Source organism: Streptomyces sp. NPDC005070 (assembly GCF_053600395.1).
This window is the reverse complement of the sequence record NZ_JBSFZS010000072.1, coordinates 28,327-43,529: the sequence shown is the minus strand read 5'-3', so window position 1 is coordinate 43,529 and position 15,203 is coordinate 28,327. Positions and strand designations below refer to the sequence as shown.

Here is a 15,203-nt window from a genome sequence, read left to right as displayed (position 1 = left end):
GGACGGCGCTGGAGAGTTCCAGCCCGTCCGGCGCTCGAGGACGAGGCCGTAGGCCGAAGCGGGGGCTGGGGGCGGCAGCCCCGGGTACGGGGCGGAGGGGGCGAAAACCCCCATGCGCCCCCACACGCCCCCACACCCCCGCCACCTCCGTAGACTGGCCCCGTGAGTGACCTCCCCCCGCACGACGACAGCGCGTCCGACGAGCCGCAGGACCGTGACCCGCACGGTCTCTTCGACGAGATCGTGGCGAACGAGACCGACCGCGACCCCGACCTCGCGGTGATCGAGGCCGGCAGCCGAACCCTGCGGACCCAGGGCGCCGGCGGTCACCAGGCCGACGGACCCGCGAGGCCCTCCGACCCCGAGGTCGACAAGGCGCTGCGCGAGGTGGAGGCCGAACTCGCCACCCGCTGGGGCGAGACGAAGCTGGAGCCGTCCGTCGCCAGGATCGCCGCGCTGATGGACGTCCTCGGGGAGCCACAGCGCGCGTACCCCTCGATCCACATCACGGGCACCAACGGCAAGACCTCCACCGCCCGCATGGTCGAGTCCCTGCTCGGCGCCTTCGACCTGCGCACCGGCCGCTACACCAGCCCCCACGTGCAGTCGATCACCGAGCGCATCAGCCTGGACGGGGCGCCGCTGCCCGCCGAGCGCTTCGTCGAGACGTACAACGACATCAAGCCCTACGTCGAGATGGTCGACGGGCAGCAGGAGTACCGGCTGTCCTTCTTCGAGGTGCTCACCGCGATGGCGTACGCCGCCTTCGCGGACGCGCCCGTGGACGTCGCCGTCGTCGAGGTCGGCATGGGCGGAAGCTGGGACGCCACGAACGTCATCGACGGGGACGTCGCCGTCGTGACCCCCATCGACCTCGACCACACCGACCGGCTCGGTGAGACGCATGCCGAGATCGCCACCGAGAAGGCCGGCATCGTCAAGCAGGACGCCACCGTCATCCTCGCCCAGCAGCCGGTCGACGCGGCCCAGGTGCTGCTGAAGAAGGCCGTCGAGGTCGACGCGACGGTGGCCCGCGAGGGCCTCGAATTCGGTGTCGTGTCACGGCAGATCGCGGTCGGCGGGCAGCTCCTCACGCTGCGCGGCCTCGGCGGGGAGTACGAAGAGGTCTTCCTGCCGCTGCACGGCGCCTACCAGGCGCACAACGCCGCCGTGGCGCTCGCCGCGGTCGAGGCGTTCTTCGGCGTCGGCTCGGCCCACAACCAGCGGCTCGACATCGACACCGTGCGCAAGGCGTTCGCCTCGGTCACCTCGCCCGGGCGCCTGGAGATCGTGCGCCGCTCGCCCACCGTGGTGCTCGACGCCGCGCACAACCCCGCGGGCGCCCGCGCCACCGCCGAGGCCGTGAGCGAGGTCTTCGACTTCAGCCGGCTGATCGGCGTCGTCGGCGCGAGCGGCGACAAGAACGTACGGGGCGTGCTCGAAGCCTTCGAGCCGATCTTCGCGGAGGTCGTCGTCACCCAGAACTCCAGCCATCGCGCGATGGACGCGGACGAACTCGCCGGGATCGCCGTCGAGGTCTTCGGCGAGGACCGCGTACAGGTCGAACCGCGCCTGGACGACGCCCTGGAGGCCGCCATCACGCTCGCCGAGGAAGAGGGCGAGTACGCGGGCGGGGGCGTGCTGGTCACCGGTTCCGTCATCACGGTCGGCGAGGCCCGACTGCTCCTGGGGAGGGGCTGACTCTCGTGCGTACGCTCTGTGCTTCCACTCTGATCGGCGAGGTCTTCGTCATCGGCTTCGCCGGGCTCGTCGCCATGAAGGACCCCGATCTGTCCACGGCCACGGTCTGGACGGTCTGCGGGGTCCTGATGACGCTGAGCGTGCTGCTCTGCGGCATGATCACGCGGCCCGGCGGTGTCCAGCTCGGCTGGGCGCTGCAGATCCTGCTGATCGCCGGCGGGTTCTTCGTGCCGTCGATGTTCATCCTGGGCGCGGCCTTCGCCGCCCTGTGGTGGGCCTCGGTCCACTACGGCCGGAAGATCGACGAGGCCAAGGCCAGGTTCGCCGCGCAGGCGCAGGCCGAGCCGGACGGCAACCCCGCCTAGGGCGGTCCGATCCTCGGGGCCTGTCCGGCTCGGACAGGCCCTGGAGTCCGTCCGGCGGGGCGCGTCGGCGCTCGGTACCGGCGGACGGACGCGTGGGTCCGTATCACCTGACGCTGTGTGACAGCGACCCGGACACGCCCTGTAGCCTCGGTCATCCGCACCCGTGTGACCCGAAGGAGCCTTCCCGTGAGCCAGCGCACCCTCGTCCTTCTCAAGCCCGACGCCGTCCGTCGCGGCCTGACCGGCGAGATCATCAGCCGCATCGAGCGCAAGGCCGGCTGGCAGATCACCGCGCTGGAGCTGCGGACCCTGGACCAGGACACGCTCGAGCAGCACTACGGCGAGCACAAGGGCAAGCCCTTCTACGAGCCGCTGGTGGCGTTCATGGCCTCCGGCCCGGTCGTGGCCCTGATCGTCGAGGGCGAGCGGGTCATCGAGGGCGTGCGCGCCCTGGCCGGCCCGACCGACCCGATCGCCGCCGCCCCCGGTTCCATCCGCGGTGACTACGGCGTGATCGTGCGCGAGAACCTGATCCACGCCTCCGACTCCGAGGAGTCCGCCGAGCGCGAGGTGAAGATCTTCTTCCCCGGCCGCGCCTGAGCGTACGGACGTAGGCTCCGTGCCGCGTCCGCGCGCACGGACGGTCACCGTCCGGCGTACGGACGGTCGCGCCCGAGACCGCGGGCGGCCTCGCCGAGGCCGTCCGGACGATCTCCGGAGCCCGCCGAACCGAACATTTTCAAAGAATTTTCTGAGACTGCGTCAGCACGGCTGTGACAGTCTGACCTGGGACGGCCCTGAAAAATCAGGCCGTCCCGTGGCATATGCGCGCTGATCGGGGGAACGCGTGACCCCGATGGCCCGTCTCCACAAGCGAGTCGCTCCGCCATCTGCCGACAATGGCCAAGACCCTCGCGCAGTGTTCGTGCAGGCGCGTCTACGATGGAAGCGTTCACGTCGCTGCACCAACCTCGCGCCGTCCCTAAAACGCCGTCAACGTTCGCTTAGGGAAGGCCAGACGAATCCTGATGGGGAACTCAATGTCGTTCATCGGCCGTGACATGGCTGTCGACCTCGGGACCGCCAACACGCTGGTGTACGTCAGGGGCCGAGGGATCGTACTCAACGAGCCGTCCGTCGTCGCGATCAACACCAACACCGGCGGGATCCTCGCGGTCGGCGCGGAAGCGAAGAAGATGATCGGGCGGACGCCGGGCAACATCGTTGCCGTGCGCCCGCTGAGGGACGGCGTCATCGCCGACTTCGAGATCACCGAGCGCATGCTCCGCTACTTCATCCTGAAGATCCACAAGCGGCGCTACCTCGCCCGTCCCCGTGTCGTCGTGTGTGTGCCCTCCGGTATCACGGGCGTCGAGCGCCGTGCCGTCATCGAGGCGTCGTCCCAGGCCGGCGCCCGCCAGGTGCACATCATCGAGGAGCCCATGGCCGCGGCCATCGGCGCCGGCCTGCCGGTCCACGAGGCCACCGGCAACATGGTGGTGGACATCGGCGGCGGCACCACGGAGGTCGCGGTCATCTCGCTCGGCGGCATCGTCACCGCCCAGTCCATCCGCGTCGCGGGCGACGAGCTGGACAACGCGATCATCCAGCACATCAAGAAGGAGTACAGCCTCCTTCTCGGTGAGCGGACGGCCGAGCAGATCAAGATCACGATCGGTTCCGCGTACGACCTCGACACCGACGAGCACACCGAGATCCGTGGCCGGGACCTGGTCTCCGGACTGCCCAAGACGGTCGTCGTCTCCGCGGCGGAGGTCCGCAAGGCGATCGAGGAGCCGGTCAACGCGATCATCGACGCCGTGAAGACGACGCTCGACAAGTGCCCGCCCGAGCTCTCCGGTGACGTGATGGACCGGGGCATCGTCCTGACCGGCGGCGGGGCCCTGCTGCGCGGCCTGGACGAGCGGCTGCGCCGCGAGACCGGTATGCCGATCCACATCGCGGAGGACCCGCTCGACAGCGTGGCGCTCGGCTCCGGCAAGTGCGTCGAGGAGTTCGAGGCGCTCCAGCAGGTTCTGGACGCCCAGCCCCGCAGATGACATAACACTTCGATTCCGCCGTACGAGATCAGCCCTTCTCGTGCGGCGGATCGTTGGTATGGAGGCATAAACTCCTGCGACATAGAGTCATAACCTCCCCCATAACAGCCACCCCGTCTCACACCCCCCACCCCAGCCTCATCGCACCGTGGGCATCCTTTTCGCCCAGGGCGCGCCCCTGTTGACCCAATACGACGAGGAAGGCACGGCCGCCGCACGTGAGGGACACACGAGAGAGCCGGCTGCTCCTGGTGCTGCTGATCGCCATCGCGTTCGCACTGATCACGGTGGACATCCGCGGCGGGCAGGACTCACCGGTCGACGGTGCCCGCCAGGCCGCCGCGACGGTCTTCGGCCCGATCGAGAACGGGGTGTCGTCCGCGGTCGACCCCGTCGGCAACGCGATCTCCGCGGTCCGCGACTCGGGCGATCGGCACAGCCGCATCGCCCAACTGGAGCACGACAACGCGGCGTTGAAGGCGAAGCTCGGCAGCGACGACCGCAACCGCAGCCGCCTCAAGCAGCTCGACAAGATGATCAAGGTGGCGGGTGAGGGCCAGTACGGCATCAAGGGTGCCGAGGTGATCGCCATAGGGGCCGCCCAGGGCTTCTCCTGGACCGTCACCATCGACGTCGGCGCCAACGACGGCATCCAGCGCGACATGACCGTCCTGAACGGCGACGGACTGGTCGGCCGGGTCACCACCGTCGGCCCCGACACCGCGACCGTGCTCCTCGCCAACGACCCCGACTTCACCGTCGGCACGCGCATGGAGTCCACCGACGAACTCGGCTTCGCCTCCGGACAGGGCGACCGCCCGCTGCGCGTCGAACTCCTCAACGCCAAGGCGAAGATCAAGAAGGGCGACCGGCTGGTCACCTTCGGCTCGCAGTCCGACAAGCCGTTCGTGCCCGGCGTCCCCGTCGGCGTCGTCTCCCGGGTCGACCCCTCCGGCGGCGACCTGACCCGCACGATCTACGTGACGCCGTTCGTCTCGTTCACCAAGCTCGACATCGTCGGTGTGGTCGTCGCGGCGCCCAAGAGCGACCCGCGCGACACCGTGCTGCCCCCGAAACCCAAACCGACGCCCACGCCGACCGTGACCGTGACGGTCACCCCCTCGGCGAGCGCCCCCGACCTCGGCCAGCAGCAGTAATCAGGAGGAGCCGAATCCCATGCGTTTCAACCGGATGCTGCTCTCCGTCACCCTGGTGGTCGTCGCCCTGGTGATCCAGGTGAGCGTTCTCGCCCGACTTCATCTCCCGGGCGCCGTCCCCGACCTGGTGCTGCTGACCGTGCTCGCCCTCGCCCTGGTCTACGGCCATGTCGGCGGCGCGCTCATCGGCTTCGGCGCGGGTCTGCTCTCCGACCTCGCCCCGCCCGCCGACCACGCCGCCGGACGCTACGCCCTCGTGCTCTGCGTCGTCGGCTATCTCGCCGGCCTCGCCAAGCCCGAGAACGGCAGACTCAAGTCGGCCACCGGACCCATGGCCGTGGTCGTCGCCGCCGCGATCGGCTCCACCGTGCTCTACGCGGGCGTCGGCGCCCTCGTAGGCGACACCGCCGCCCGCCATGTCGGGCTCAGCAGCCTGCTCATCACGGCAGCCCTCTACGACCTGCTGCTCGCGCCCTTCGTCGTGCCGGTGCTGATGGCGCTGGCCCGGCGGGCCGAGAACGATCCGCTCGCCGACGGCGGTTCGGCCTCCAAGGCGGCCGACGTCTCCTCGGGCTGGCTGTCCTCCGGCACCGGCCTGCGCATCGGCAGCCAGCGCGGCGGACTGCGCGTGAAGGCGGCCAAGGCGCGGGTCGCCCGCGCCGGACGCATCAAGGGGGTCAAGCGGCTGTGACGACAGCGACGCGGCCCGTCCCCCGGCCGGCCCAAGCGTCCCGGACGTCACGGGACTTGACCGGCCGCGGTGTCACCACGCACAGGTTCGCCGTGTACTCGTATGACTCGTACACACACTGAGAGGGGGAGGCAGCAGCAGTGACCAATATCCCGGAGACCGGCCGGACTCCACGGGTCCAGATCCGTCTCGTCGTCATCCAGATTCTCGTACTCTCCCTCCTCGGCACCCTGGGCGGACGCCTCTGGTTCCTCCAGATCCGCAACGGCAACGAGTACGCCAAGGAAGCCTCCGGCAACCACGTCCAGCAGGTCGTCCAGCCCGCCGTGCGCGGCTCGATCCTCGACGCGCGGGGTGTGCCGATCGCCGACAACGAGACCCGCCTCGTGGTCTCCGCCTCGCGCACGGACCTGATGAAGATGGCGGACGACGGGAAGGCCGTCCTCACCAAGCTCGCCGGTGTACTCGGCCTCAAGCCCAACGACGTCATCCAGAAGGTCCGCCTCTGCGACGCCAAGACGCCGCAGCCGTGCTGGAACGGCTCGCCCTACCAGCCGATCCCCATCACCGACAAGGCCACCGCGCGCCAGGCCCTGCAGATCCGCGAGCGCTCCGAGGACTTCCCCGGCATCACCGCCGAGCCGGAGGCCGTGCGCCGTTACGCGGCCCCCGGCAAGGCCAACACCGCGCAGGTGCTCGGCTACCTCTCGCCCGTCACCGACGACGAGATCACCCAGGCCAAGGACACCGACTCGCCCTACCTGCGCTCCGACCAGGTCGGCCGCTCCGGGCTGGAGCGCCAGTACGACAAGGCCCTGCGCGGCAAGGCCGGCGTCACCCGCTACGAGGTCGACAACCTCGGCCGGGTCATCGGCAAGGCCAAGAGCGACAAGGCCGAACCCGGCGCCAACCTCGTCACCAGCATCGACGCCCGCGTCCAGCGCGTCGCCGAGTACGAGCTGGACTACGCGATGAAGGTCGCCCGGACCCAGTTCGACAAGATCACCGGCGAGAACTACAAGGCCGACTCCGGCGCCGTCGTGGTCATGGAGGCCAAGACCGGCCGTGTCGTCGCCATGGCGTCCCAGCCGACGTACGACCCGAACGCCTGGGTCGGCGGCATCTCCGGCAAGGACTACACCGCGCTCACCGGCAAGAAGTCCAACTACCCGCTCCTGAACCGCGCCATACAGGGTCAGTCGGCGCCCGGATCGACGTTCAAGGTGGTCTCCACCGCCGCCGCGGTCCAGGCCGGATACGCCTTCGACGGGCACTACCCGTGCACCAGCTCGTACTCCGTCGGCAGCCAGGTCTTCAAGAACTTCGAGGGAGAGAGCTTCGGCCCGATCTCCCTCGGCCGGGCGCTGGAGGTCTCCTGCGACACCGTCTTCTACGGACTCGCCGACAACGAGTGGAAGAGGGACGGCGGGATCAACCCGAAGAAGAAGCCCAAGGACTACTTCTACAAGACCGCCCACCAGTTCGGACTCGGTCAGACGACCGGCATCGACCTCCCCAACGAGGTCACCGGCCGCGTCCCGGACCGCGACTGGAAGCTGAACTACTGGAAGGCCAACAAGGACGCCTGGTGCAAGACCGGCAAGAAGAACGGCTCCTACGTCCAGCGGATCGAGTACGAGAACTGCCTCGAAGGCAACAAGATGCGCGAGGGCGACTCGATCAACTACTCCATCGGCCAGGGTGACACCCTCGTCACGCCCATCCAGGAAGCCGCCATCTACTCCGCGGTCTCCAACGGCGGCACCCTGTACGAGCCGACCATCGGCAAGGCGATCGTCAGCGCCGACGGCAGGACCGTCCAGGAGATCAAGCCGAAGGCCAACGGCAAGCTGCCGGTCAGCAAGGCCACGCTCAAGGGCATGAACGAGGCCTTCGCGGGCGTCGTCACCCGCGGTACCGCGGCCTGGAAGTTCGGCGGCTGGCCGCAGGACGAGATCCCGCTGCACGCCAAGACCGGTACCGCGGAGGTCTACGGCAAGCAGACGACGTCCTGGCTCGCCACGTACTCCAAGGACTACACGATCATCATGACGATCTCCCAGGCCGGTACGGGTTCGGGAGCGTCCGGTGAGGCCGTGCGCAAGATCTACAACGCGCTCTACGGCGTCTCCGCCGACGGCACCATCAACAAGAAGAACGGCCTCCTGCCGACCCCGCAGAAGGGCCTGCCGAAGGTCCAGACCGACGGCACGATCGAGTCGGGCCGTATCTCCAAGGACCCGGCCAAGGACCAGCAGGCCAGCCAGGCCCCCAAGGACGCCACCCCCGACCCGAACCTGCCCGCCGGTACCACCGCCTCGCCCACCGGCGGCAACCGTGTCACCCGACGGCGTAAGGCCCACCCGCCGAAGGGGCGGGGGAAGAGGATCCTGACATGACGAGGGCGGCGACCAAGGTACTGAGGATCCTGACATGACCGGAGCCAACAACTTCTCCGTCTCCCGGTACGGACCCGAGCGCGCGGGCTGGACACGCCTGCTCGCCCGCGACTCGATCGCCCGGAGGCTCGACTGGCCGATACTGCTGTCGGCCGTCGCGCTCTCGGCGATCGGCTCGGCCCTCGTCTACTCGGCGACCCGCAACCGCACCGAGATCAACCAGGGCGACCCGTACTACTTCCTGCTCCGCCACATGATGAACACCGGCATCGGCTTCGGCCTGATGATCGGCACGATCTGGCTCGGCCACCGCACCCTGCGCACGGCCGTACCGATCCTGTACGGCATGTCGGTTTTCATGATCCTGCTCGTGCTGACCCCGCTCGGCGCGACGATCAACGGCCAGCGCAATTGGCTCGTCGCCGGCGGACTCTCGCTCCAGCCCGCCGAGTTCATCAAGATCACGATCATCCTCGGCATGGCGATGCTGCTGGCCACCCGGGTCGACGCGGGCGACAAGCAGTACCCGGACCACCGCACGGTGGTGCAGGCACTGGGTCTCGCGGCCGTCCCGATGATGATCGTGCTGCTCATGCCCGACCTCGGCACGATCATGGTCGCGGTCGTCATCGTGCTCGGCGTGCTGCTCTCCTCCGGCGCCTCCAACCGCTGGGTGTTCGGCCTCATCGGCGCGGGCGCCCTCGGAGCGGTCGCCGCCTGGCGGCTGCACGTCCTCGACGAGTACCAGATCAACCGCTTCGCGGCCTTCGCCAACCCCGACCTCGACCCGGCGGGCGTCGGCTACAACACCAACCAGGCCCGCATCGCCATCGGTTCCGGCGGCCTCTTCGGCACCGGCCTCGGCCACGGCTCGCAGACGACCGGCCAGTTCGTCCCCGAGCAGCAGACGGACTTCGTCTTCACCGTCGCGGGCGAGGAACTGGGCTTCGTGGGCGCGGGCCTGATCCTGCTGCTCCTCGGCATCATCCTGTGGCGCGCCTGCCGCATCGCCCGCGAGACGACCGAGCTGTACGGCACGATCGTCGCCGCCGGGATCATCGCCTGGTTCGCGTTCCAGTCCTTCGAGAACATCGGCATGACCCTCGGGATCATGCCGGTCGCCGGTCTGCCCCTACCGTTCGTGTCCTACGGAGGCTCCTCCATGTTCGCGGTCTGGGTCGCGATCGGCCTCCTGCAGTCGATCAGGGTGCAACGCCCGATGTCGGCCTAGCCAGGTCGTGTCCGACCCTTCCCGTCCGCCCGGCGGCAGCGGCGGCGGGCTCGTCGGCCGACGGCCGGGTGGCGCCTCGGAGGACACGAGGTGACACCCGGCCCAACGGGAAAAGGCGTGCTCCGGCCAAGCCGGACCGATTGGGTACTGCCCACGGCCCGCAAACGCGTCTAGATTCGGTTCATGGCGGACACGAAGCGCGAGATCGAGCGTAAGTACGAAGGTCCGGCCGCCGAGGGCGGCACCGACATGCCCGACCTGACCGGAGTCCCGGGTGTCGCGGGCGTCGTCGACAAAGGTGTCGCCGAACTCGACGCCACCTACTACGACACGCCCGACCAGCGTCTCGCCGCCGCCTCCCTCACCCTGCGCCGCCGCACCGGCGGCGACGACGCCGGCTGGCACCTGAAACTCCCCGTCTCCGAGGGCGTGCGCGACGAGATCCAGGCCCCCCTCTCCGACACCGTGCCCCGCGCCATCGCCGGACTCGTCCGCTCCCGCGTACGCGACGCCGAACTCGTCCCCCTCGTACGCCTGCGCTCCGCCCGTGACATCCGCCATCTCGTCGACGGCTCCGGCGCCCTGCTCGCCGAGGTCAGCCTCGACCGGGTCCGCGCGGACCGGCTCGGCGGGGGCAAGGGCACCGCCGCGTGGACCGAGCTCGAGGTGGAACTCGCCGACGACGGCGACCCCGCCTTCCTCGACAAGGTCGAGAAGAAACTCCGCAAGGCCGGCCTGAGCCGCTCCGCCGCCTCGTCCAAACTCGCGAGAGCGCTCGACACGACCGGCAAACGCGCCAGGAAGCCCGCTCCCCGGAAGGACCCGGCCACCGCGGGCGACCACGTCCTCGGCTACCTCCGCGCCCAGTACGACGCCATCGTCGAACTCGATCCCGCCGTCCGCCGCGACCTCCCCGACTCCGTCCACAGCCTGCGCGTCGCCACCCGCCGGATGCGCAGCACCTTCCGCTCGTACGGGAAGATCCTCGACCGCGCCGTCACCGACCCGATCGGCGACGAGCTGAAATGGCTGGCCGGCGAGCTCGGCGTCGACCGCGACCAGGAAGTCCTCACCGAGCGGCTCACCGAATCCCTCGGCCAATTGCCCCGCACCCTGCTCTCCGGACCCGTCCGCACCCGGCTTCGCACCTGGGCACACGCCCGCCACGGCGGCTCCCGGCGCCGCCTGATCGCCGTCCTGGACGGAAAGCGGTACCTGGCCCTGCTGACCGCGCTCGACGCGCTCGTGACCGACCCCCCGTTGCTCAAGGCGGCCGGCGGCGACCCCGCGAAGGTGATCGCCAAGGCCGTCCGCAAGGACTTCGGAAAGGTCTCCGACCTCGTCGAGCAGGCCCTCGACCGGCCGCCGGGCGCCGACCGCGACCACGCCATGCACGAAGCCCGCAAGAAGGCCAAGCGCACCCGCTACGCCGCCGAGGCCGCGGCTCCGGCCCTGGGCGGACCGGCCGCCGGCCTGGTCAAGTCGATGAAGTCGCTGCAGGGCCTCCTCGGCGACCACCAGGACAGCGTGATGACCCGGGAAGCCCTGCGGGAGCTGGCCGCCCTGGCCCACGCGGCGAGGGAGAGCTCGTTCACGTACGGGGTGCTCTACGGCCGCGAGGAACAACGCGCCGCGGCGGCCGAGGCGGCCCTGCCGGGGGCCTGGGAGGCGATCGAGGCGCAGACGGCGGTCTGACGGCGGTCTGACGGTGGTCCGACGGCCGTCTGACGGCGTCGCCGCAGGCCGGAGGGGGTGCCGGGAGGCCACCGGGGCCCGGAGCCCGTCCGGCGGTGCGGCGCGCCCCTCCGGTCGCGTTACGCTAGATGGTCACCCCCACCATCAGCTCACGAAGGTTCGCGAGATGCCTGCCGAAACCGCCGTGTCGGTCTTCCCACAGCTCGAAGCTCTGCTCCCGCATGTGCAGAAGCCGATCCAGTACGTCGGCGGAGAGCTCAATTCCACGGTCAAGCCCTGGGAGACGTCTGACGTCCGCTGGGCCCTGATGTACCCCGACGCCTACGAGGTCGGCCTGCCCAACCAGGGCGTCATGATCCTGTACGAGGTGCTGAACGAGCGCGAGGGCGTCCTCGCCGAGCGCACGTACAGCGTCTGGCCGGACCTCGAGGAACTGATGCGCGAGCACCGGGTCCCGCAGTTCACCGTGGACAGCCACCGCCCGGTGAAGGCCTTCGACGTGTTCGGCCTGTCCTTCTCCACGGAGCTGGGCTACACCAACATGCTCACGGCCCTGGACCTGGCCGGCATCCCGCTGGAGTCCAGGAACCGTACGCTCGACGACCCGATCGTCCTCGCGGGCGGCCACGCGGCCTTCAACCCCGAGCCGATCGCCGACTTCATCGACGCGGCGATCATCGGTGACGGCGAGCAGGCCGTCCTCGACATGACGGAGATCATCCGCGCCTGGAAGGCGGAGGGCCGCCCGGGAGGCCGTGAGGAGGTCCTCTTCCGCCTGGCGAAGACGGGCAACGTCTACATCCCGGCGTTCTACGACGTCGAGTACCTCTCCGACGGCCGTATCGCCCGTGTCGTGCCCAACAAGTCGGGCGTCCCGTGGCGCGTGTCCAAGCACACGGTCATGGACCTGGACGAGTGGCCCTACCCCAAGCAGCCCCTCGTCCCCCTGGCCGAGACGGTGCACGAGCGCATGTCCGTGGAGATCTTCCGCGGCTGTACGCGCGGCTGCCGCTTCTGCCAGGCGGGCATGATCACCCGCCCGGTGCGCGAGCGCTCCATCACGGGCATCGGCGAGATGGTCGAGAAGGGCCTGAAGGCGACGGGTTTCGAGGAGGTCGGCCTCCTCTCCCTGTCCTCCGCGGACCACTCGGAGATCGGCGACATCGCCAAGGGCCTGGCCGACCGGTACGAAGAGGACAAGATCGGCCTCTCCCTCCCCTCGACCCGCGTGGACGCCTTTAACGTCGACCTCGCCAACGAACTGACCCGCAACGGCCGGCGTTCGGGCCTGACCTTCGCCCCCGAGGGCGGCTCCGAGCGCATGCGCAAGGTCATCAACAAGATGGTCTCGGAAGAGGACCTGATCCGGACCGTCTCCACCGCCTACGGCAACGGCTGGCGCCAGGTGAAGCTGTACTTCATGTGCGGCCTGCCGACGGAGACGGACGAGGACGTCATGCAGATCGCCGACATGGCGATGAACGTGATCGCCGAGGGCCGCAAGGTCTCCGGCCAGAACGACATCCGCTGCACGGTGTCCATCGGCGGTTTCGTCCCCAAGCCGCACACCCCCTTCCAGTGGGCGCCGCAGCTCTCCGCCGAGGACACGGACGCCCGCCTCACGAAGCTCCGCGACAAGATCCGCGGTGACAAGAAGTACGGCCGCTCGATCGGCTTCCGGTACCACGACGGCAAGCCCGGCATCGTCGAGGGCCTGCTCTCGCGCGGAGACCGCCGCATCGGCTCCGTCATCCGCGCGGTCTACGAGGACGGCGGCCGCTTCGACGGCTGGCGCGAGCACTTCTCGTACGACCGCTGGATGGCCTGCGCCGACAAGGCCCTCGTCCCCTTCGGCGTCGACGTCGACTGGTACACCACCCGCGAGCGCACCTACGAGGAGGTCCTGCCCTGGGACCACCTGGACTCGGGCCTCGACAAGGACTGGCTCTGGGAGGACTGGCAGGACTCCCTCGACGAGACAGAGGTCGAGGACTGCCGCTGGACCCCGTGCTTCGACTGCGGCGTGTGCCCGCAGATGGACACGGCCATACAAATCGGCCCGACCGGCAAGAAGCTGCTGCCTCTGACGGTCAAGAACGCGGGTCCGGCGCCGGCATCGACCGGTCACTCTCACTGACGTGAGCGGGGCACTCGATCGGGTGATGGAGGCGCTGGTGGGCGCGAGCGAGGACGAGGTGACGGCGGCACTGTCCGCGGCCGGCGTCTCGCCCCCGCGCCCGTCGTCGCCGGCACCCCTCCGGACGCCCCTGCCGGGCCCTGAGGCCTCGCTGCACATCGTTTCTGAGGTGGAGTGGGTCTGAGGCCCGGATTGGCTTCCGCGCGACGTGTACGACTCTGCGAGCTCTCTTTCCTGAACGGGAAGGGAGCTCGTTGAGGTTCGTGGCCGAGTAACCCCACGGGCACGGTGCGGGAGCAGCTCCCGGCCAAAGTCGCCAAGCCGACGGTTCTGTACAGTGCTGCGCCACGATGATGACGGGCTCAACTTCAGGGGGATGCCACGGTGTGGGAGGACCTGGTTGCCCAGTACGCGTGGGCTGATGGGGATGAGCTGGAGGCTTACACCTTCTCCGTGATCGCCGGCAGGACCGAGGACGAGGTGATCCGAGCGTTCGGGGGAGACGCGGAGGTGTCGCGATTGATGACGTTCGCCGAGGCCGCACGCGAGCAGGCGAACCAACGTTCCGAATTGCTTCGTGTGGTCACCGCCGAGACACACGTCGTGGCTGTCGAGTGGGGATACCGCGGAAGCATTCCGGAGATCGCCAGGCGAGCCTCAGCTGATGGCGGGGAGTTCTTCAGCGTCTACCGAGACATCAACGCTCGCTACCAGGTCATGCACGCTGCCGATGGACGGGTGGACGGCATGTTTGACCCGTTCGATCTGCTGGATGCAGCCGCGATGGGACCTGACCCAGGTCTGCCAGCGTGGGCTGCAGGTGTCTCCTTCCACATGGAAACCCTGTGCGCCGAATCCCTCGCGCTGATGGAACGCACCATCGGCGTGCCGGTGGACCCCGCATGGGTCGACACAAAACTCCGAACCGTGCGCCTGGCCTTGCCCAGCACGCTGTTCGAGGATCCGGCGTTGGCATGGACCCCGTGACAAAGGTGATCAGTCCGTTCTCGCACGGCTCTGTTCGTGGTAAGCAGGCGTGCCCTACATTCGCCCAATGCTCAAGGAATTCCTAAATCGCCGGGCTCTGTCCCGCGCGGCACGAAGACTTGCCGCGCGTATGGAACAGGATGAGCAGCTCATCGCCTTCGACATCTGCCGTACCAGCAGCGACCTTGGTCAACTTCTCGGCGGCCGAGGTATCCGCGTCGACGTCGTGGTTTCCGACAGGGCTCTCTACCTCGTACCCAACGGAGCCAGTCGGATGTTCGACCGCTTCGCGTTCGATGACATCGACCGTGTCGGCTATACATCGCCGCCAGCACGGAACGATGTGTCTGCCGCTCTTCAGTACGCCATGCTTGGCCCGATGGCCAAGATCATTATGGTCCATCTCTGGGGCGACCGGTCCATCGCGCTGATGCCATACCAGCGGAACGGCCGCTCCGAAGTCGGCCCCGAACTCTTCACGCGCGTTCCCGACAGAACCGTGGCCACGCATCGAATCGAACTTCTCCAGGACGGCCTCGGTGTCACGGTCACCCAGAGGACCGGACGGCAGGGCACTATCGGTTTCAACTGGAACTTCACGCCAGATGATGGAGTGGATGTCCACAGCGAACCGCTCAGCCGTGAGTTCAAGAAGCGCATGTACGGGCTCATGCGAGACGCTGGCGATCCCAACGCAGAGAACCACGCGGCTAACTGAGTCGATCGCCTGGGCATGGTCGTGGACGGTCGCCTGTCCGCAGATGGACACGGCCATACAAA

Annotated in this window: 13 protein-coding genes; all 13 read left to right on the top strand. The window is 68.8% G+C overall.

What is annotated here, in order from left to right; all coding sequences use genetic code 11:
* Window positions 1-162: 162 nt before the first annotated feature.
* The 13 genes from folC (at window position 163) to ACWEBX_RS23630 (ending at window position 15,141) form a co-directional block, all read left to right on the top strand.
* The gene (folC, locus tag ACWEBX_RS23690; protein WP_451886809.1) at window positions 163-1,701 is read left to right on the top strand and encodes a bifunctional tetrahydrofolate synthase/dihydrofolate synthase; all 1,539 of its coding nucleotides are present in this window, start codon (window positions 163-165) and stop codon (window positions 1,699-1,701) included.
* 5 nt (window positions 1,702-1,706) lie between these two features.
* The gene (locus tag ACWEBX_RS23685; protein ID WP_451886808.1) at window positions 1,707-2,066 is read left to right on the top strand and encodes a DUF4233 domain-containing protein; all 360 of its coding nucleotides are present in this window, start codon (window positions 1,707-1,709) and stop codon (window positions 2,064-2,066) included.
* Between the two features lie 186 nt (window positions 2,067-2,252).
* Complete coding sequence (ndk, locus tag ACWEBX_RS23680; protein WP_045557536.1) at window positions 2,253-2,666, top strand: nucleoside-diphosphate kinase; 414 nt, start codon at window positions 2,253-2,255, stop codon at window positions 2,664-2,666.
* A gap of 440 nt (window positions 2,667-3,106) precedes the next feature.
* Window positions 3,107-4,126 carry a rod shape-determining protein gene (locus tag ACWEBX_RS23675; RefSeq protein WP_451886807.1) on the top strand — a complete coding sequence of 340 codons (1,020 nt, stop codon included), beginning with the start codon at window positions 3,107-3,109 and terminating at the stop codon, window positions 4,124-4,126.
* Window positions 4,127-4,344: 218 nt separating this feature from the next.
* Complete coding sequence (gene mreC / locus ACWEBX_RS23670) at window positions 4,345-5,283, top strand: rod shape-determining protein MreC (protein ID WP_451886806.1); 939 nt, start codon at window positions 4,345-4,347, stop codon at window positions 5,281-5,283.
* A gap of 19 nt (window positions 5,284-5,302) precedes the next feature.
* Window positions 5,303-5,974 (top strand): rod shape-determining protein MreD, encoded by a 672-nt coding sequence (gene mreD / locus ACWEBX_RS23665; RefSeq protein ID WP_384794580.1) that lies wholly within the window; start codon window positions 5,303-5,305, stop codon window positions 5,972-5,974.
* A gap of 140 nt (window positions 5,975-6,114) precedes the next feature.
* Complete coding sequence (gene mrdA, locus ACWEBX_RS23660) at window positions 6,115-8,373, top strand: penicillin-binding protein 2 (RefSeq protein ID WP_451886805.1); 2,259 nt, start codon at window positions 6,115-6,117, stop codon at window positions 8,371-8,373.
* 34 nt (window positions 8,374-8,407) lie between these two features.
* The gene (gene rodA, locus ACWEBX_RS23655; protein ID WP_451886804.1) at window positions 8,408-9,604 is read left to right on the top strand and encodes a rod shape-determining protein RodA; all 1,197 of its coding nucleotides are present in this window, start codon (window positions 8,408-8,410) and stop codon (window positions 9,602-9,604) included.
* A gap of 183 nt (window positions 9,605-9,787) precedes the next feature.
* Entirely contained in the window at window positions 9,788-11,299 is a 1,512-nt protein-coding gene (locus ACWEBX_RS23650; RefSeq protein WP_451886803.1) for a CYTH and CHAD domain-containing protein, read from the top strand.
* A 166-nt stretch (window positions 11,300-11,465) separates the two neighbouring features.
* A complete protein-coding gene (locus ACWEBX_RS23645) occupies window positions 11,466-13,436 on the top strand; it encodes a TIGR03960 family B12-binding radical SAM protein (RefSeq protein ID WP_451886802.1) in 1,971 nt (656 codons plus the stop codon).
* A 1-nt stretch (window position 13,437) separates the two neighbouring features.
* Window positions 13,438-13,620: a hypothetical protein gene (locus ACWEBX_RS23640; RefSeq protein ID WP_451886801.1), complete on the top strand. Its 183-nt coding sequence runs from the start codon at window positions 13,438-13,440 to the stop codon at window positions 13,618-13,620.
* Window positions 13,621-13,820: 200 nt separating this feature from the next.
* Window positions 13,821-14,423: a DUF6461 domain-containing protein gene (locus ACWEBX_RS23635; protein ID WP_451886800.1), complete on the top strand. Its 603-nt coding sequence runs from the start codon at window positions 13,821-13,823 to the stop codon at window positions 14,421-14,423.
* A 67-nt stretch (window positions 14,424-14,490) separates the two neighbouring features.
* On the top strand, window positions 14,491-15,141 hold the full coding sequence (locus ACWEBX_RS23630; RefSeq protein ID WP_451886813.1) for a hypothetical protein: 651 nt from the start codon (window positions 14,491-14,493) through the stop codon (window positions 15,139-15,141).
* The last annotated feature ends 62 nt before the right edge of the window (window positions 15,142-15,203 follow it).